Here is an 18,372-nt window from a genome sequence, read left to right on the forward strand (position 1 = left end):
ACGAATCACCCTACGCCGCCAACAATGTGCGCACCTTTTCGCGCAGCAGCGTGGGCTGCACTTCCGCAGGGGCCACGGGGTGGCCCACGTTCAAGCCCACGCGGCTGAACATGCCGCGGCGGAAGGGCCGCACCATGGCCCCACCCTTTTCGATGCGGCTGAAGTACGAGCCCCACAGGTTGGTCAGCGCCATGGGGATCACCGGCGCCTCGATGCCCTCGGCCCGGGCGCGCTCGATGATCTTCATGATGCCGCCCTTGAACTCCTGCAGCTGCCCGTCCTTGGTGATGCCGCCTTCAGGAAAGATCGCCAGCAGGTCGCCTTCGCGCAGCACCTGGGCGGCGCGCTCGAACGCGGCTTCGTAGGTGGCCGGGTCTTCCTTGTAGGGCGCGATGGGAATCGCCTTGGCCAGGCGGAACAGCCAGCCCAGCACCGGCACGCGGAAGATGCGGTGGTCCATCACGAAGTAGATGGGGCGCGGGCTGGCGGCCATGAGCAGCACGGCATCGACAAAGCTCACGTGGTTGCAGGCCAGGATGGCCGCGCCCTGGGCGGGCAGATTCTCGTCACCCTGCACCTTGAAGCGGTACACGAAGCGTGAGGACATCCACGCAACAAACCGCAGCATGTACTCGGGCACCAGCATGAAGATGTAGAACGCCACAATGGCATTGGCGATGCCGGTGAACAGGAAGATCTGCGGCACGGTGAAGCCCGCGGCCAGCAGCGCGCCCGCCAGCAGCGAGCTGGCAATCATGAACAGCGCGTTCAGGATGTTGTTGGCGGCAATGATGCGTGCGCGGTGCGTGGGCTGGCTGCGCATCTGGATCAGCGCATACATGGGCACGCTGTACAGGCCCGCGAACAGGCTGAGCAGGCCCAGGTCCAGCATCACGCGCCAGTGCGCGCTGTACGCCAGGAAGGCGGACACGCCCATCATCTCGGCCGGCGGCAAGCTGCGCGAAGCGAAGTACAGATCGATGGAGAACACACTCATGCCGATGGCACCCAGCGGCACGAGGCCGATCTCCACATGCCGGCGCGAGAGCACCTCGCACAGCAGCGAGCCAATGCCAATGCCCACCGAGAACACCACCAGCAGCAGCGACGCCACCTGCTCGTTCCCGTGCAACACGTCCTTGGCAAGGCTCGGGAACTGGCTCAAGAACACCGCGCCGAAGAACCACATCCAGCTGATGCCCAGGAGCGAGCGGAACACCACGATGTTCTCGTGCGCGAGCTTCAGGTTGCGCCAGGTTTCGGTGAAGGGGTTCCAGTTGATGGTGAGCCCCGGGTCGGTGCTGGGCACGGTGGGGATGTACTCGGCCGCGATGCGCCCCAGGATGGCCATGCCCACGCAGGCAAAGCCCACATGGTGCGCGCCGATTTCGGGCACGGCAATGATCAGCCCGCCCGCCACGTTGCCCAGCAGGATGGCCACGAAGGTGCCCATCTCCACCATGCCGTTGCCGCCCGTGAGTTCACGCTCGCTGAGCACCTGCGGCATGTAGGCAAACTTGACCGGACCGAACACCGTGGACTGCAGGCCCATGAGAAACACGCATACCAACAACACCGGCACATTGGCGTTGAAGAAGCCCCACGCCGCCAGCACCATGATGCCGATCTCCAGCCGCTTCAAGAAGCGGATGAGCCGCTTCTTGTCGTACTTGTCGGCCAGCTGGCCGCTGGTGGCCGAGAACAGCACAAAGGGCAGGATGAACACCGCGCCGATCACCAGCCCCGCCATCTCGGATGGCAGCCACGACACGCTGAGTTGGTAGGTCACCATCACGGTGAGCGCGAACTTGAACAGGTTGTCGTTGGCCGCGCCGGAGAACTGCGTCCAGAAGAAGGGTGCAAAGCGCCGCTGGCGCAGCAGGGCGAACTGGTTGGGATCTTCGTGCGTGGCCTGCGGGCCCTGCACGGGTGCTGTTTGTGCGCGTGCAGCGGCAGAGTCGGGTTGCATGCGTTTCTCCTCGTTTTCTTTGGTCTGTTCAATCAAGCCGTAGGACCCTGGCTGCGGGCCGCCGCCCTCACGGTGTGGGCGTCATTCTGCCCGGATGTCGTGACAAACGGAGTAGCAGGTGGGGCGGCCGGGGCGACACCGGAAACCGTGCCGCGTGGGGCCCAGGCCGACAGTGCCTGCAACACCGGCCACGCAGCCGCCGCAGCCAGCACGTGCTTGATGCTGTGGCCCGACAGCCATTGCGCGGTGGCTTCAAACACCGCATGGTCGGCCGCCTCAAACAGTTTGGCCGCTCCATACAGCCCAATCACCACACCCAGGTGCGGTGCCAGCGTGCCCGCGCGGCGCGGCAGCGCGGCCAGCGCCAGCACCACCAGCATGCCCCCCAGCTGCACCACGGCCCAGGGCAGCAGGTGGCCTGTGCGGGCCCACCACAGCACAGCCGCCGCACCGCCTGCCAGCACCACGGCGGCGGCGGCCAGGCCGGCGCGGGCGCTGACGCGGCTGTGCGCGGCCAGGCCCAGCAGGCCCGCAAACGGCAGCACCATGCCCAGCCGGTCCCACAGCAGGCCCGCGTCGTCCGGCCGCAGGTGGTACAGCGCGGAGCCCGCGGCGGTGCACACCAGGCCGCCAAAGAACAGCGCGGCCAGCGCGCGCGACACACCATCGAGGTGGGGCTGGGGCGGCTGCGGCGCCTGCTGGCCACCGGCGGCAGGCACGCGGTGCAGCAGCACCAGCCCCCACAAGCCCGCCACGGCAAACGGCAGGTTGCTCAGCACGTCCAGCGCGCAGGGCAGGCCCCACAGGGTGCGGTGATCGGCAAACGCATGCTGGTGCAGGCTGCCCGGCAATGGCGGGCCGCCCACGGCCAGTGCCAGCAGCGCGGCGGCTGCCAGCAGCAGGGCCCACTCGGCGCGCGCCACGTGCGGCCGCGGCGCGGGGGCGGAAATCAGGCTGGGAGGATGCATGGATGAAAGCTCCTTGGTCCCGGCTGCAAAAGGGCCGGGTGCGGCGCAGTGTGCGAATCCCCACCCCCCTGCTCCAGCAAAAGTCGCCTCAGGCGCAACCCTGCACACCTGGGGTATCGATAATCGATACCCATGAGCACCACCGCCGACCTCGTTGCCGCCCTGAAAAAGGAACTCAAGAACGCGCAGATGACTTATGCCGACCTGGCGCAGGCCCTGGGCATGGCGGAGTCCAGCGTCAAGCGCATGCTGGCCAAGGGCGACATGCCACTGTCGCGCATCGACGCAATCTGCCGCGCGCTTGCGCTGGACTTTGCCGACTTGGCACGGCGCGTGGCCGATGCGCAGCCGCTGCTCAAGGAACTGAGCCAGGAGCAGGAAAAAGCCGTGGTGGGCGACAAGAAGCTGCTGCTGATGGCGATTTGCGTGCTGAGCCAGTGGACGCTGGAGCAGGTAAACGCCAACTACCGGCTCACCGAGGCCGAGGGCATCAAGTACCTGGCGCAGCTCGACCGCATCGGCATCATCGAGCTACGCCCACTCAACCGGTACCGATTGAAGCTGGCCAAGACCTTCCGCTGGCGTCCGCACGGGCCGGTGATGAACTACTTCCGCGAGCACGCGCTGCTGGACTACTTTGCCGGAGGTTTTGACGGCGCGGGCGAAGGCGTGCTGCTGGTGCACGGCAACATCAGCCGCAGCCTGGCGCCTGCCTTCATGGAGCGCATGCAGCGCGTGGCCCAGGACTTTGCCCAGCAGCACCTGGCCGACCAGAAGCTGCCCGAGAGGGAGCGCGAGGGCTACACCCTGCTGCTGGCCATGCGCAGCTGGGAGTTCGAAGCGTTTTCGCAGATGCGCCGCTGATGCTATTCTTTGTATAGCTGCCAGCGCTTGATAGGCAAGCGTTAGAGGCCAAAAATATCTAAAACTGGCGATACAGGCGAGAGTACAACCCCGCCCGCAAGAGCATGCTTGCTTGACGCCTTTAACAAAAATTACTATTCTTTAAATCACATTCAGATCCGATTTAAGGATAGTCAGATGAAAAAAACCCGCCAGCAGCAAGACGCCACGCGCCGCCAGATCGTGGCCAGCGCGGTGGACCTGATGACCCGCCACGGCTTTGACGGTACGACGATGAAGGACATCGCGCGCGCTGCCGGTATTGGCGACGCCACGATCTACAAGTACTTCCCCACCAAGGACCGCATCGTGGTGGGCTACCTGGACGACACGGTGCAGCAGGCGCTGGACGACGCGCTGCAGACGCCCGGCTTTGACGGCTATGCGTTGCAGGAGAAGCTGCAGCGCCTGACCGACGCCGTGCTGGAGCGCCTGCTGGCCGACCGCGAGTTTGTGGCCCAGGTGCGCGGGCTGGCGCAGCGCTCGCCGCTGTCCATGCTGGCCGAGCCCCTGGCGGCCCGCCAACGCCTGCGCGAGGTGGTGATGGGCTTTCTGGAAGCCGCCGAGACCAGCGGCGAGATCGAGCCCTGCGACTTCAAAGGTGCGGCCGGCAGTCTGTACACGGACTATTTGGCGGGCGTTGTGACGTATTGGCTGGGCGACACGTCCGACGAGTTTGCCGACACCACACAGCTGGTGGACCTGTCGCTGGGTGTGCTGGTGCAAATGCTGCGCAGCGGGCTCGTCCAACGTGTGCTGGAGCTGGGCGGCTTTGTGCTGCGCAGCCAGATGGCGCGCATGGCGCATCACCGCAGCAGCCTGCTGGGGCTGCTGCAGCTGGCGCGGCACACGCTGGGCACGGTGCCGCCCTCAGCGCCCCGGTCCTCCCCGCCATCCGCCTCATCGCCCCCTGCTGCGCCACGACCAGCCCGCGCCGCGCGCGCCAAGGCCGCTCCGGCCGCCACCCCAGCACCCGCTCGCAAACCCCGCAAGAGTGCGCCATGAAGACGTCACCCACCGTGCCGTCCTCCGCACGCACCACCCACGTGCCACCCGGCACGGCCATCCACGCCACCCTGCCGGGCGCCCACTTCTCCAATGCCTATGAGGTGGCCGACCAACACCCCGCGCGTTCTGCCCTGCAGTCGTGGCTGGATGTGGCGTGCCGCACGCCGCTGTGGACGCGCGCCCTCATGGGCGTGCGGAACAAAGCGGTGCGTCTTGTGGGCCTGAAAGACCTGGGCCAGCTGCACGACGGCAACCCGCCCGCCAGCGGCCGCGTCCTGCGGGACGCGCGCAGCTACCAGGTGGGCGACCGAGTGGGCATCTTCCGCATCCGCCACCTCAGCGACATGGAAGTGGTGATGGGCCAGGACGACAAGCACCTGGACGTGCAGGTATCCATCTGCAAGCAGCCGCCTGCCGCTGCGGGCGCTGCGCCAACCGTGGTGCTGAGCACGGTGGTGCACATCCACAACACGCTGGGCCATGCGTACATGGCGGTGGTCACGCCGTTCCACCGCGTGATTGCACGCGGCACGGCGCAACGCCTGGCAGGCCATGACCAAAGCTAAAGCGGAGGCCCCGCGCACCGGCAAACTGGCGCGCAGCGCCATCACCGGGCTGGCAGCGGCGCGCATTGGCATGGCAGAACTCTCGCACCGCACACGCAAGCGCTCGCCCCAGGCGCAGGCCGAGCACGAGGCCGCGCTGGGCCGCATTTTGTTTGGCGCGATGGGGCAACTGCGTGGGTCGGCACTCAAGGTGTCGCAGCTGCTGAGCATGCACCCGCAGCTGCTGCCCGAGGGCGTGCGGCGCGAGCTGGCGCGCGCGCACCACCAGGCCCCGCCGCTCAACCGCGCGCTGGTAGGCCGTGTGTTCCGCCAGGCCTTCGGGCAAGAGCCCGAGGCGCTGTTCGACCACTTCGAGCCCACGGCGTTTGCGGCCGCCAGCCTGGGCCAGGTGCACCGTGCACAGCTGGCGGGCCACGGCACGGTGGCTGTGAAAGTGCAGTACCCCGGCATTGCCGCCACCATCGCCAGCGACATGCAGCTCATGCGCACCACACTGCGCGCACTGGCCCACACCGATCTGCCCCTGCCCGCCAACACGGTGGTGGACGGTGTGATGGCCGAAATCGAGACCACGCTGCTGCGCGAGGTGGACTACCTGCAGGAGGCCGAGCAGCTGCAGTGGTTTGCGCAGCACGCGGCACGGCCGGGCGTGGTGATGGCGCAGCCCATCCTCTCCCACACCCGCACCCAGGTGCTTACGCAGCAGTTTCTGCCAGGCCAGCCGCTGCAGGCCTGGCTGGCCACAGGGCCCACGCAGGCTCAGCGCGACCAGACCGGGCAGCACCTGTGGGACTGGTTCATGCACTGCATCTTTGTGCTCGGCCGGGTTCATGCCGACCCGCACCCGGGCAACTTTGTGTTTGCGCCCGATGGCACGGTGGGCGTGCTGGACTTTGGCTGCACGCGCAGCCTGTCGCCCGCGTTTCGCGAGCAGGTGGGCCGGGCGTGGTCGGCCCTCCTGCGGCCTGCGGGCGACCCGGAGCGCGACGCGCAGGTGCTGCAGGCCTACCAGGCCCTGGGCCTGGCCCGCGCCGACGTGGGCCTGCACACCTACCGCACCGAGGTGGCGCCTGCATTGGCCGAGGCGCAGGCATGGCAGGTCGAGCCCTTCACGCAGGCGGTGTTTGACTTTGCCGCCAAGCGCCCGCCGCCGCTGACGCCTCCCGCCGACCAGCGCGTGCTAGGCAGGCACCTGCAGCAGGTGCCCGGAGAAATGCCCGCGTTCGAGCGCATGTGGATGGGGCTCATGCACCTGCTCACGCAACTGGGCGCGCGGGTGCATACCCCAACGCCGTGGGTGCAGAGGCCGCACCCGGCATCTTCTGAATGAAAAGGACACATCGCCATGGACCCGAGCACGAGCATGAACACGACACTGCTGCTGGCCGCCGCAGGCCTGGCCCTGGTGGGGCTTGCGCATTCGGTGCTGGGCGAGATCCTGGTGTTTCGCCAACTGCGCCGCACGCGGGGCCTGGTGCCCACGGGCGGGCACCCCGTTCTGCGCGAGCGGCAGGTGCGCATCCTGTGGGGCACCTGGCATGTGGTCACGCTGCTGGGCTGGGCGCTGAGCGCGTTGCTGTGGCGGCTGGGCACGGCTGCGCCCGATGCGGCGCTGGCGATGTGGGTGGTGGACGTGGTGGGCCTCGCCACGCTGACCAGCGGCGTGCTGGTTTTTGGTGCCACGCGGGGCGCGCACCCTGCGTGGTTCGCGCTGATGCTGATTGCCGCGCTGGTGTGGTGGAGCTGAGCGCGGCCCATGCGCGTGCCTAGTGTCCCGAGTTGGCAATTCGTTGCATAAAGATATCGAGAATCGCCGCCATGCGGCGTTGCAAATCCTCGCGATAGCTACTGCTATCGCTGTGGTTTGCGCCTTGCCTGACAACGATTTCGACATCTTTATTTTTTCAGCGAACTTCTAACTCGGGACACTGGCGTGAAAAAAATCACACCTGCGCCAGGCGCCTCCCCAGGCCGAAACACAACTTCACAAGACTTCGCAATACCACTACGCCGGCTTGACGCAGCACCCGCACCATGAAGTCTCCCGGTTCCGCAAGGAATCACTTTTGAGGAGAACACCATGGCCCGCAATGCACTCGCTGCAGTTTCCATCGCCTTGCTGTCATCGCTGGGCGCCGCTGGCGTGGCGCAGGCGCAGACCAGCGCAACCGTCGTCATCCAGACTGGCGCCCCCCAATATCGCACCCCGGCCCCCGTGCAGGTGCAATACCACCGCGCCCCACCCCCTCCGCGCTATGAAGCCGCGCCCCACCCCCGCCGCGGCATGGTGTGGGTGCCAGGCCACTGGGAATGGCGCGGCCACCGCCATGTGTGGATGCAAGGCCACTGGGTGAAGGCCCGCCCAGGCCACCACTACCGCCAGCCGCGCTGGGTGGAACACGGCGGCCGCTGGAACATGCAACCCGGCGGATGGGACCGCGATGGCGACGGTGTGCCCAACCGCCACGACCGCCGTCCGGACAACCCCTACCGCCGCTGATCACGGCCGATCGCCGGCCATCGCCACACGGCCAGACGGCCGCGAGGTGCACAGGGCAGAGGCACGTCGACCTACACCGCGCACTGTGCGGGGCCGACAGCCCGCCCACCTCACCTCGTCAGACGATGTGGCCCTGTCAAACCTCAGCCCCGCAGCAGAGCGCGCCCCGTACCGGCCGCCGCTGCAAAACCAGTCCAACAAGGAGTTTCATCATGGCTGCTGATACCAAGACCTCTTCGACGCTTCGCACCCCGCTGGCTGCTGCCGCTTTGGCACTGGCGGCGCTGATGGGCACCGCGGCCCCTGCACATGCCGCGCCACCTGCCACCGTCACCGTGCAAGTGGGCCAGCCCGGCTACGTCATCCCCGCCCCGCCACCACCCCGCCGCGAAGCCGTGCCCCAGGCGCGACGCGGCCAGGTATGGGTGCCCGGCTACTGGGACTGGCGTGGCAACCGCCACGTGTGGGTGAAGGGCCACTGGGAAAAGGCGCGCCCCGGCTACCGCTACCGCGAGCCCCGCTGGGAGCAGCGTGACGGCCGCTGGGAAATCCAGCGCGGCGGCTGGGACCGCGACGGTGACGGCGTACCCAACCGTTACGACAATCGCCCCAACGATCCCTATCGCCGATAAAGCCAACGTTAAGCTCGGGTTCAAAGGTCGTCGTGAAGCGGTGACCTCCAGGCCCAGACGCCAGCCCGGCGGCCGCTGCAGCAGATGCACCGGCCGCCGTTTTTTTCTTGCATCAGCATTTGTTGCGACCCATAAGCCCGCTTTTGCGCGCGGGCAGCGGGGTGACGCGCGTAGACTTCAGCGCTGCAGGAGAGCAGCCCGCCGCGCCACACTGGCCGACGTGCTGCACCGAAGGCGCAAACTCCCATACACGCTCAGGTCCCGTACTGCACCATTCATCAAAGCCGTCTGGAGAGCCGCTTCGCGCAACGCGAAGCGCACCGAAGGAGCAAGCCGCAACCCGGGTGGGTGGCGGTGAATCTCTCAGGTACCAAGGACAGGGGGAGCGGCAGCTTGGCAGACGTGCGCCAGCTGCTTGCTATTGATTCAATAGCTTTCAGCGCCCGTCCATCAAGCGCCAGAGCCCAGAAAGGCTTTGAAAATCATGCGCGTGATCGTTTTGGGCGCCGGCTTGCTCGGCGTGACTTCGGCTTATTTCCTCTCGCAACTTGGCCACGAGGTGACTGTCATCGACCGCCAGGGCGCGCCCGGCGCCGAAACCAGCTTTGCCAACGGCGGCCAGATCTCGGTAAGCCACGCCGAGCCCTGGGCCAACCCCAGCGCGCCACTCAAGGTGCTGCAGTGGCTGGGCAAGGAAGACGCGCCTCTGCTGTTCCGCCTGCGCGCCGACATGCGGCAGTGGCTGTGGGGCCTGTCCTTTTTGCGCAACTGCACGCCCGCGCGCACGCGCCACAACATCGAGCAGATCGTGCGGCTGGGCACCTACAGCCGCGACACACTGCAGCAGCTGCGCGCCGCCACGGGCATCCAGTACGACCAGCGCACGCAGGGCATCCTGCACTTCTATACGAACCAGAAGGAGTTTGACAGCGCCCTGGCCCCGGCCGAGCAGATGCGCGCGCTGGGCTGCGAGCGCCAGGTCATCAGCGCCGACGAGGCCGTGCGCCTTGAACCCGCGCTGGCCCACATCCGCCCGCAGCTCGCTGGCGCCACCTTCACGGCCGAGGACGAATCCGGCGACGCCAACCAGTTCACGCGCGAGCTGGCCGAACTGTGCGAGGCCGCGGGCGTGCAATTCCGCATGGGCCACCACATCACCGCACTGCGCGAGGCCGGTGGCCGCATCGACCATGTGGAAGTGACCCATGCCGAAGGCCGCTTCGAGCGTGTGCGTGGCGACGCGTTTGTGCTGGCCATGGGCTCGTTCAGCCCGCTGCTGGCGCAGCCGCTGGGTATCCAGCTGCCCATTTACCCGGCCAAGGGCTACTCGGTGACCATGCCGGTGAAGGACGCCAGCAAGGCGCACCAGGTGAGCCTGACGGACGATGAGTTCAAGCTCGTGTTCTCGCGCTACACCAGCGAACGGGGCGGTGATCGCCTGCGCATTGCCGGCACCGCCGAGCTGAACGGCTACGACCGCCACCTGAACCAGGTGCGCTGCGAGGCCATCGTGCGGCGCGTGGAGCAGCTCTTCCCCGGCGCGGGCGACACCACCCAGGCGCAGTTCTGGAGCGGCCTGCGCCCCGCCACGCCCAGCAACGTGCCGCTGATCGGCAAGACGAAAGTGGGCAACCTGTTCCTCAACACCGGCCACGGCACGCTGGGCTGGACGCACGCCTGCGGCTCGGGCAAGGCGCTGGCCGACATCGTGAGCGGCCGGGTGCCGGAGGTGGACTTTGCGTTCCAGGGCATGGAGGGAAAGGCCGCCGGGGCCTTGCCGCAGCCAGCGCGAACGCCGGCCTGAAGTACGCCCCTGGCGCTCAGCCCGCCTTCAAGCCGGCCCGCGCGCGCCTACTTGGCCGCACCCGTGGCCTGCGCCACAAAACGCGCCACGGCCTGCATGTCTTTCTCGCTCATGCGTTCGGAATAGGACGGCATCGACCCGATGCCATTCTTCAACGCGCGCAGCACACGGCCCGCATCGGGCTTGAGCTCATCGAGCACCGGGCCGACCTGCCCTTCGGCACCAGCGGCCTGCAAGGTGTGGCACACAGCGCAGGCGGGTTGGATCTTGGTGAACAGTTCCTTGCCCCGCGCCAGCTCGGCAGGGTCGGTGGCCCAGCCCACCGAGCAGGCGCTGGCAGCACACAGCGCCAACACAGGGCGACACGCCCGGTCAAACCATGTCATCTCCATCAAGCCACAGTCAGCGTGACGGCATGGTCGCGCCAGCTGGCGTTGTTGTAGCCGCCAACGTTTTCCTCACGCTCCTCGCCTTGCACATTGCCTGCCGTGTCCGTGGCGCGGCTGGCCAGCACATGCGTGCCCGCCTCCAGTCGCACGGGCAGCGCAAACTGCCGCCACGCAAAGGGGCCCAGGTCCGGGCCGATCAGCTTGGCGGCCTGCCAGGTCTTGCCGCCGTCTGCCGACACTTCCACACCCTTGATGCCGCGCGTGCCGCCAAAGGCCACGCCGTGCACCTGCACCTGTCCGGGCTTGAGCGCGCCCTTGTCGGGGAGCGGGCCGTTGATCCAGGACTTCACGCCCATCTCCCACACCGAGGGCTGGTCGGGGCTGGCCTTGCTGCCAGGGGGCGACATCCGGTAGCCGTGCGACATGATGCGCGCCTGGGACTGTGCGCTGGTGAAGGCCACGCGCTTGACGTACTTGATGTTGTTCACGCCCTGGTAGCCGGGCACCACCAGGCGCAGCGGGCCGCCGTGCGCCAGCGACAGCGGCTCGCCATTCATCTCCCAGGCCAGCAGCGCGTCGTCCAGCGCCTTCACGGGCACGGAGCGCTCCACCAGCACCGTGAGCGGGTCCACGCCTTCGGGCAGCTTCTCGCCGCCCGTGCCGGTCAGGTAGGCCGCACCGTCGGCCAGCCCACCCAAGGCCGCCACCACGTTGCGCAGCGGCACACCGCTCCAGACTACGCAGCCGGCCGCGCCCACCGTCCAGGGCGTTCCGCTGGGCTTGCTGGGGAAGAATCCGCGCCCGTTGCCGGAGCACTGCAGCACGGTGGCCACGGTTTCCACGCCCAGCGTCTTGAGTTCGGCCAACGTCAGGCTGCGCGGGCTCTTGACCCCCTCGATGGACACCGTCCATGCGTCGCGGTTGTCCAGGATGGCAGCGTCGGGCGCAGGGAGGTTGTTGCGTACGTATAGCTGGTTGGACGGCGTGATAACGCTGGTGCCAAAGGCAGAGCGCCGTGTCTCCAGCGTGCTCGTGCTGTGCACGATCAGCGCCTCGGGTGTCTTCCAGCCGGCATACGCGGGCAGCGGCTTGGCTGCGGGGGCTGCTGCCTGCTGCGCCCGGGCGCTGCCGGCCCAGCCTGCTAGGCCCAGGGCGCTCAACGCGGCTGCGCTGCCTGCAAGCATGTGGCGGCGTGGCAGAGTCGTGGAATCTTTCATGGGGATATCTCCGAAATGAGGGATTGACCGACAGACGCGCGGCGGTAGGCACGGTGCGCGCAGAGAGGAAGGCCAGCAGCAGGGCCAGACCGCATTCTGTGGCTCTGGCTTGCCGCACAGCCCGCAACATTTCGTTAACAAACGTAAAAAACGCAAAAACAGAGAAAGACCCGTACGGAGATTCGCGCCCGGTGGTCATATTCGCGCTGATCGGACATGCAGGAGAAGCGCCATGACAGCATCAAAAAACAACATATTCAGCCGGCCCGCAGCCTTGGCGCTGCTGGGACTGTGCCTGGCAACAGGTCCAGCGGCCGCTCAGTTGACAGCGCTGGTGGCGGTGGAGCCCACGGCACGCAAGGCCGCCCATTCCATCCTGCGCGCTTCTGCCGAGGCGGGACTGAGCAAGGCCGCTGGGCAGCCCGTGGCGCTGACCACCAGCGACGACCTGGCCGATGCCATGCGCGCCACTCGCAGCGCGGGCTATGACATCTTCATCGGCCCCGCCCAGGTGGCCGCGTCCGCACTGCAGCGGGGCTATGAGCTGGTGGGCTCTACCCAGAAGTCCGACAAGTACCTGTTGGTGGGCCTGCAGCAGATCGACGCCGTGCCAGCGATGAAGGGGCGCAGGTTGTACCTGCCGCAGCAGGATTCGCTCTACACCTACATGGCGCGCGGCATGCTCAACGAGGCAGGCCTGTCGTTCCAGGACCTGCGCGCGGTGCAGTATGAAAAGTTTCCGCAGGCCGGGCTGTCCGCCCTCACCCTGGGCACGGCCGATGCCACTGTGGTGCGCGAGGACGATTGGGCTGAGTGGTCGGCCGCGCAGGCTGGCAATGTGCGTGTGCTGGGCACCTCGCAGCCCGTGCCCGGCGGGTTCTCGGTGGTGGTGAAGAAGGACCTGCCCGCAGAAACACGCGCCCGCCTGGCGCAGTGGTTTGCCACGTCGGCCTCCAGCACGGGCATGCCGTCGGCCACCGTCCGGCCCGAGGCGACGGAGTACCGCCGGGTGGCCGAGCTGGGCCTGTTCACGCCCACCAGCCTGCCCGGCGTGAGCCGCATCACGGCGCAAGAAGCCCAGAGCCTGCTGGCGAAGGGCGCCATGCTGGTGGATACGCGCACCGAAAAGGAATTCAAGACCAAGCGCATCCGCGGCGCTGTGTTTGCGGCCTATGTGGAAAAAAGCCTTAAGGACGTGGCCTTCAATGCGGGGCAGGACGACTTCCAGGCGCTGGACAAGTTGCCCAACCTGGACAAGGCCAAGCCGGTGATCTTTGCGTGCAATGGCGCCGAGTGCTGGAAGTCATACAAGGCCGCCAAGGTGGCAGCCGAAAAGGGCTTCAAATCGGTGTACTGGTTCAGAGGCGGCCTGCCGGAATGGGATGCCGCCGGCCTGCCCACCGAAGGCGGGTGAAGGTAGCTGGCGCTGTCGCCCGGCGAGGGACTGCCAGGGGGCGCCACCCCCTTCCGTACAATGGCCCGCTTCTCAACACCCAAGGGCGCGCAAGGCGCCCTTTGTATGGAAATAGCAATACTGTTCGCCCTCATCTTCCTCAACGGCCTGTTTGCCATGTCAGAGATCGCTCTGGTCACGGCCCGCAAGGCGCGGTTGCAAAAGCTGATTGATGAGGGCGATAGCGGCGCCGCCGCCGCCGTGAAGCTGGGCGAAGACCCCACGCGTTTTCTCTCCACCATCCAGATCGGCATCACGTCGATCGGCGTGCTGAACGGTATCGTGGGCGAGGCCGCCTTGGCCGGCCCCCTGGCCCTGTGGCTGGAAGCGCTGGGGGTGCCCATGCCCTTTGGCAGCTACGCGGCCACCGGCCTGGTGGTGGTGCTGATCACCTATTTCTCCATCGTGGTGGGCGAGCTGGTGCCCAAGCGCATCGGCCAGTCCTACCCCGAGACCTTTGCCCGCCTGGTGGCGCGCCCCATCAACCTGCTGGCTTTGGCGACCAAGCCCTTCGTGCTGCTCTTGTCCACCTCCACGCGCACGCTGCTGCGCCTGTTGGGGGTCAAGGAGACCAGCGGCAGCCCGGTGACCGAAGAAGAGATCCACGCCATGCTGGTGGAGGGCACCACGGCCGGTGTGATCGAGTCGCACGAGCACACGATGGTGCGTAACGTGTTCCGTCTGGACGACCGCCAGATCGGCTCACTCATGGTGCCGCGCGGCGACGTGGTGTGCCTGGACGTGGATGCGCCCTTTGAGGACAACCTGCGGTGCATCGAGGAGTCGGACCATGCGCGGTTTCCGGTGGTGCGCGGGGGCATGGACAACATCCTGGGCGTGATCAATGCGCGCCAGTGGCTGTCGCGCCGCCTGCGCGACGATGCCCACAACCTGGCGGATCAGCCGCTGCAGACGGCGCTGTATGTGCCCGAAACGATCACGGGCATGGAGCTGCTGGACAACTTCCGCCTGTCGGACGTGCACATGGCCTTTGTGATCGACGAGTACGGCGAGGTGCAGGGCATCGTCACGCTGCAGGACCTCATCGAGGCGATCACCGGCGAGTTCCAGCCGCGCGACCCAGAGACATCTTGGGCGCTGCAGCGCGAGGATGGAAGCTGGCTGCTGGATGGGCACATCCCCGTGCCCGAGCTGAAGGACCGCCTGAACCTGGACACCGTGCCTGAGGAAGAACGCGGGCGCTACCACACGCTCAGCGGCATGATCATGCTGCTGACGGGCCGCCTGCCCAAGGTGACCGACACGGTGCAGTGGGAGGACTGGAAGCTGGAAGTGGTGGACATGGATGGCAAGACGATCGACAAGATCCTGGCCACGCGGCTGACACCCGAGGAAAAAGCCGAGTCCGACGAGAACGGCGCGGGCTGACCGGCCCTGCCGGGGGGGGCTTGCTGTGCTCTAGCCAGCAAGCCCTTTTCAATCTCACTACGGCGAGGGCTCAGCGTCCACGAACACGGTCAGCACACCCGTGTAGCCGTACAGGTGGTGGTGGGCAATTTCGCCGCCCGCAAAGAACCCGGTCAACGGCACATCGCCCAGCGCATGCCGCACGATCTGCAACTCTGCACTGGGGCCGCCAAAATGCGGACCGCCCCGGCCGGAACAGCTGACGTAGATCGCACCGCAGATGCGCCGCGCCGACCTCGGGGGTGGGCGAGCGCCGTGTGCGGTGTCCCGCGTGGCATCTGCCGCCGCGCGCAGCAATCCATCGCCCGATGCGGACATCAGCGGCGCCGGTTCCAGCTCTTCAGGCGCCAGTTCCTCACGGATCTCGGCGCAAATTCGCGTCAGGTCCGCCCGCGCGGCGGCCACGTTGCGCTGGCAGAAGGCCAGACGCATGCCCTCCTGCACATGCTCGGCCAGCGCTACACCGCGGCGGCTGCCGTCCAGGCCCACGATGTGACGCACGCGCGTGTTGGTGCCAAAGTGGCCCGTGCGGCGCAGGCCTTGAGCTTGCTCGCCCGCGTTCACCAGGCCGGCCAGCGTAGACCGCACCTTGCGCAGCGCGGGCTGCGGGTCGCCGTCGAGCGACACCTCCAGCGTATCCAGCAGCACATCCAGGGCCGCATCGCCATCCAGCTGCAGCACGACGTTGTCCTGCGCCTGCGTGATGGTGTGCAGCGCGCCCACAGGCTGGCAACCCTGCGTGACCCGCGACAGCAACGCCACGCCAGCCCCGAACGCCACGCCCGAGAGCCCGCCGTGGAACACGCCGCCCGCGGCGCCCTGCCCGGCGATGTTGCCGTTGCCGCCCACGGCAAACTGAACGCTGGCCGTGCGGCTGGCGCTGAGGCCACCAAACAGGTAACCCGCGTCGGTGCGCGCGGCCACTTCGGCCAACAACTCGGCCAGCTCGGGCGTGTGCCCATCCGCATGCACCAGGGCCGTGTGGGCCACAAAACCGTTGCCCGGGCTGGGTGTGTGGCTGGGCAGCGGTGCCACGCCCGAGAACACACGGTACTGGTCGGCCGGCACGTCCAGCAGCATCACCGACAGCGCGGGCTCGTCAAAGTATTCGGCGTTGTTGGCCGACACGCCCACGCCCACGGTGCCGCTCCAGTCGGTCACCTCGGGCAGTTCGACGCTCAGGTAGTCCAGCAGCGCCTGAGCATCGTTCGCGTAGTGGTCGGTGATGTACAGAAGGCCCAGCGTGGGCGCCGCAGCGTAGTCGGGCAGAGCCATTTGCGCGCGCAATTGCGCCAGCACCAGCGCGGCCGCCATGCGCCACTGCGGATGGGTAGCGTGCCCGGTGGGAAAGAGTTTCATGGTGGGAGTCTCCGTGCCGGGTGCAGCGCGCCCTTGCGTGCGCGGCGGTCAGCCCGCTCGCTTGCGGGCGGCGCTGCTGCCGGCCTTTTTGGCAGCGGGTTGACGTACGGATTGAGCGGCGCGTTTGGCAGCAGGTTTGGCCGCGGCTTTGCGGGTTGATGCAGCAGGCTTCTTCGCTGCAGTGGTCTTTTTGGAGGTGCCCGAAGCGGCAGACCGCTTGGCGCCGCCTTGCATGGTCTGCATGCCCTTGGTCGCAAACTGGCTGGCCATGCCGCTGGCCGTCTTGAAGGCTTCCTTGGCCAAGCCCGTGGCCATGTTCTTGGTGGTGTCGATGGCGGTCTGCTTGGCCGCGTCCTTCATGGCGTTGGCGGCGATCTGCTGGAACTGGCTGGTGAGCGCCCCCCACCACTGCATCGGGTCCACCACGGCGGGCTCGGCCGCCGCCGCAGTCTTGCCCTTGGCTTTGGGCTTGGCTTTCGCAGCGGGTGCCGGTTCGGCGTCGGCCTCTATCTCTTCCGGGGTTTCTTCTTCAGCAGCGGCACGGCCCGTCACGCGGGCGGCAGCGCTGGTCACGGCCTCTGCGGCGCCGGTCACGGTGTCGGCGGCTTTCTGCACGCCGCTCATCACCGTATCGGCGGTCTTGAGCTTGAAGGCGTTGGCCACGTCGCCCATGCTGAAGTTCATGCCCTTGAGCGTGGCCAGGGTCATCTTCTGCACCTCCAGCGCCTGGATGGTGGCGGCCAGCGCGCGCGAGTTCTGCTCCAGCCAGAACTGCACAGCCTTGAGCTCTTCGATGCGCTTTTCAAGCTCTTCCACGCTGATGGTGGGCGCCACCCAGTTGGAGAGGTTGGGCAACTGCGGAATGCTGCTGGACGCCCCCTTGGCCAGGCTTTGCAGAAAGTCAAAACCGGGGACGAATTTGCCGAAACCGAAGTTGTTGGATGTGTCGCTCATGGCCGCTCCGCAAGAGGTGGGTCTGTGGTGAGGGCACAGCTTACTCCAATGCGTCGCCGCCGGAACGGGCAGATTCCCGCCCCGTCGCGCTCATCCTGTCAGTGCTTGTGCCCGTGCCCGTGGCCAGCCGCTGCGCCGCCGCCCGGCGGCGTGGTGGCGACGGGCACGCTGAGGTTGAGCTTGCTCTCAGCCCCCTTGGCGTCCTGGAAGACCAGCGTCAGAGGCACCACCGTGTCCTTGGCGAGCGGGGCCTTCAGGTCCAGCAGCATGACGTGGTAACCGCCGGGCTTGAGTTCCACCGGCTTGCCGGCGGGCAGGTCCAGCGCTGGGATGGCGCGCATCTTCATTACGTCGCCTTCCATCTTCATCTCGTGCACTTCGGTCACGCCTGCAGCGGGCGATTCGGCGCGCACCAGGCGGGCGCCCTCAGGTGCGGTGAGGCGCATGAAGGCGCCGGTGCCCTTCTGGCCCTGCACAGTGGCGCGGGCCCAGGCGCCTTCGACCTTGACGGCGGCGGTCTGCGCCCAGGCTGAGGTGGAGGCGAATGCGGCCACCAGCGTGGCGGTGAGGGCAGTGGTGCGAAGCAGTTTTGTCATGGCAAATATTCCTTGTTTAACGGAGAGGCGGGAGGCAACAGATCGCAGATCGGGTCAGTGATTGTGGGTACCCGCGCCGGCGCCGGGCAGGATTTCCAGCGCGGCGGCAGGGGACTTCAGGTCCGAGAGTTTTTGGCCGGGCTTCGGAAGCTCAACCCAATCATTGCGCCCTTCGGCGCAGGCCTGGCGCACAGGCCAGTACACGGTGCCGGCCTGCTCGGGCGTGGCGGCGACCAGCACGAACTCGTCGTAGTGGGCATTGGGCAGCATGTCCTCCGCGGTCTTGGCCGTCCAGGTCACGCGCACCACGTCTTCGGTGATGCTGCGGCCGTGGCTGGTGTACGGCTGGGTGAGTTTTTCGCGCTGCACCTCCAGCGCCCAGCCCGGCTTGGGCATGGGGCGTGCGCCGCGCATGCTCGCGGGGATGTCCACCGCGATCTGCCGCGTGGGCGAGCCGCCGCAGCCATGGCCGACCTTGAACGTGGCCTTGTAGCTGGCGCCCGCCGGGGCGACCTGGTATTCCAGCACCACATGCGCAGATGCAGTGCCAAAATGGGCTGTAGCGCTTATCAGAAAAGCGCAAGCAGCTATCTTTTTCATAGTATTCGTTTTCATATTTCAACCTT

General features: G+C 67.2%; 18 protein-coding genes and 1 riboswitch. Of the genes, 10 read left to right on the plus strand and 8 right to left on the minus strand.

The window, feature by feature from the left end; all coding sequences use genetic code 11:
• Window positions 1-10 precede the first annotated feature (10 nt).
• Window positions 11-1,969: an MFS transporter gene (locus ACK4HJ_RS07405; RefSeq protein ID WP_409829382.1), complete on the minus strand. Its 1,959-nt coding sequence runs from the start codon at window positions 1,967-1,969 to the stop codon at window positions 11-13.
• A gap of 32 nt (window positions 1,970-2,001) precedes the next feature.
• Window positions 2,002-2,937: a hypothetical protein gene (locus ACK4HJ_RS07410; RefSeq protein WP_409829384.1), complete on the minus strand. Its 936-nt coding sequence runs from the start codon at window positions 2,935-2,937 to the stop codon at window positions 2,002-2,004.
• A gap of 132 nt (window positions 2,938-3,069) precedes the next feature.
• Between ACK4HJ_RS07410 and ACK4HJ_RS07415 the strand changes: the two genes are divergently transcribed.
• The 8 genes from ACK4HJ_RS07415 to ACK4HJ_RS07450 all read left to right on the plus strand — a co-directional run bounded on the left by ACK4HJ_RS07415 (window position 3,070) and on the right by ACK4HJ_RS07450 (window position 10,350).
• Window positions 3,070-3,801, plus strand: a complete 732-nt coding sequence (locus ACK4HJ_RS07415; protein WP_409829387.1) for a helix-turn-helix domain-containing protein — start codon at window positions 3,070-3,072, stop codon at window positions 3,799-3,801.
• 177 nt (window positions 3,802-3,978) lie between these two features.
• On the plus strand, window positions 3,979-4,845 hold the full coding sequence (locus tag ACK4HJ_RS07420; RefSeq protein ID WP_409829390.1) for a TetR/AcrR family transcriptional regulator: 867 nt from the start codon (window positions 3,979-3,981) through the stop codon (window positions 4,843-4,845).
• Window positions 4,842-5,414 (plus strand): DUF2867 domain-containing protein, encoded by a 573-nt coding sequence (locus tag ACK4HJ_RS07425; RefSeq protein ID WP_409829392.1) that lies wholly within the window; start codon window positions 4,842-4,844, stop codon window positions 5,412-5,414. Before ACK4HJ_RS07420 ends, ACK4HJ_RS07425 begins: the two co-directional genes overlap by 4 nt.
• Window positions 5,401-6,744, plus strand: coding sequence for an ABC1 kinase family protein (locus tag ACK4HJ_RS07430; RefSeq protein ID WP_409829395.1), 1,344 nt, complete (start codon window positions 5,401-5,403; stop codon window positions 6,742-6,744). The genes ACK4HJ_RS07425 and ACK4HJ_RS07430 overlap by 14 nt, the downstream gene beginning before the upstream one ends.
• A 15-nt stretch (window positions 6,745-6,759) precedes the next feature.
• On the plus strand, window positions 6,760-7,161 hold the full coding sequence (locus ACK4HJ_RS07435; RefSeq protein WP_409829398.1) for a hypothetical protein: 402 nt from the start codon (window positions 6,760-6,762) through the stop codon (window positions 7,159-7,161).
• A gap of 333 nt (window positions 7,162-7,494) precedes the next feature.
• Window positions 7,495-7,914, plus strand: coding sequence for a YXWGXW repeat-containing protein (locus ACK4HJ_RS07440; protein WP_409829401.1), 420 nt, complete (start codon window positions 7,495-7,497; stop codon window positions 7,912-7,914).
• Window positions 7,915-8,126: 212 nt separating this feature from the next.
• On the plus strand, window positions 8,127-8,546 hold the full coding sequence (locus tag ACK4HJ_RS07445; RefSeq protein ID WP_409829404.1) for a YXWGXW repeat-containing protein: 420 nt from the start codon (window positions 8,127-8,129) through the stop codon (window positions 8,544-8,546).
• Between the two features lie 278 nt (window positions 8,547-8,824).
• Window positions 8,825-8,936, plus strand: a riboswitch (glycine riboswitch).
• Window positions 8,937-9,030: 94 nt separating this feature from the next.
• Window positions 9,031-10,350 carry a D-amino acid dehydrogenase gene (locus ACK4HJ_RS07450; protein WP_409829406.1) on the plus strand — a complete coding sequence of 440 codons (1,320 nt, stop codon included), beginning with the start codon at window positions 9,031-9,033 and terminating at the stop codon, window positions 10,348-10,350.
• 47 nt (window positions 10,351-10,397) lie between these two features.
• Here the strand turns inward: ACK4HJ_RS07450 and ACK4HJ_RS07455 are convergent, their stop codons facing one another.
• Window positions 10,398-10,736 (minus strand): c-type cytochrome, encoded by a 339-nt coding sequence (locus tag ACK4HJ_RS07455; protein ID WP_409829407.1) that lies wholly within the window; start codon window positions 10,734-10,736, stop codon window positions 10,398-10,400.
• 5 nt (window positions 10,737-10,741) lie between these two features.
• Window positions 10,742-11,956, minus strand: coding sequence for a sulfite oxidase (locus tag ACK4HJ_RS07460; RefSeq protein WP_409829410.1), 1,215 nt, complete (start codon window positions 11,954-11,956; stop codon window positions 10,742-10,744).
• Between the two features lie 232 nt (window positions 11,957-12,188).
• On the opposite strand from ACK4HJ_RS07460, the gene ACK4HJ_RS07465 reads away from it, so the two are divergent.
• Both ACK4HJ_RS07465 and ACK4HJ_RS07470 read left to right on the plus strand, forming a co-directional pair.
• Entirely contained in the window at window positions 12,189-13,370 is a 1,182-nt protein-coding gene (locus tag ACK4HJ_RS07465) for a PhnD/SsuA/transferrin family substrate-binding protein (protein ID WP_409829413.1), read from the plus strand.
• Between the two features lie 105 nt (window positions 13,371-13,475).
• The gene (locus ACK4HJ_RS07470) at window positions 13,476-14,798 is read left to right on the plus strand and encodes a hemolysin family protein (protein ID WP_409829415.1); all 1,323 of its coding nucleotides are present in this window, start codon (window positions 13,476-13,478) and stop codon (window positions 14,796-14,798) included.
• A 57-nt stretch (window positions 14,799-14,855) separates the two neighbouring features.
• Here the strand turns inward: ACK4HJ_RS07470 and ACK4HJ_RS07475 are convergent, their stop codons facing one another.
• The 4 genes from ACK4HJ_RS07475 to ACK4HJ_RS07490 all read right to left on the minus strand — a co-directional run bounded on the left by ACK4HJ_RS07475 (window position 14,856) and on the right by ACK4HJ_RS07490 (window position 18,361).
• Window positions 14,856-16,196 carry an FIST N-terminal domain-containing protein gene (locus tag ACK4HJ_RS07475; protein WP_409829416.1) on the minus strand — a complete coding sequence of 447 codons (1,341 nt, stop codon included), beginning with the start codon at window positions 16,194-16,196 and terminating at the stop codon, window positions 14,856-14,858.
• A gap of 48 nt (window positions 16,197-16,244) precedes the next feature.
• Window positions 16,245-17,150, minus strand: coding sequence for a PhaM family polyhydroxyalkanoate granule multifunctional regulatory protein (locus ACK4HJ_RS07480; protein WP_409829419.1), 906 nt, complete (start codon window positions 17,148-17,150; stop codon window positions 16,245-16,247).
• A gap of 98 nt (window positions 17,151-17,248) precedes the next feature.
• The gene (locus tag ACK4HJ_RS07485) at window positions 17,249-17,746 is read right to left on the minus strand and encodes a copper chaperone PCu(A)C (protein ID WP_409829421.1); all 498 of its coding nucleotides are present in this window, start codon (window positions 17,744-17,746) and stop codon (window positions 17,249-17,251) included.
• A gap of 54 nt (window positions 17,747-17,800) precedes the next feature.
• Window positions 17,801-18,361 carry a YcnI family protein gene (locus tag ACK4HJ_RS07490; RefSeq protein WP_409829424.1) on the minus strand — a complete coding sequence of 187 codons (561 nt, stop codon included), beginning with the start codon at window positions 18,359-18,361 and terminating at the stop codon, window positions 17,801-17,803.
• Window positions 18,362-18,372 lie beyond the last annotated feature (11 nt).

This window comes from Acidovorax sp., assembly GCF_046294525.1.
GTDB lineage: Bacteria > Pseudomonadota > Gammaproteobacteria > Burkholderiales > Burkholderiaceae_C > Acidovorax.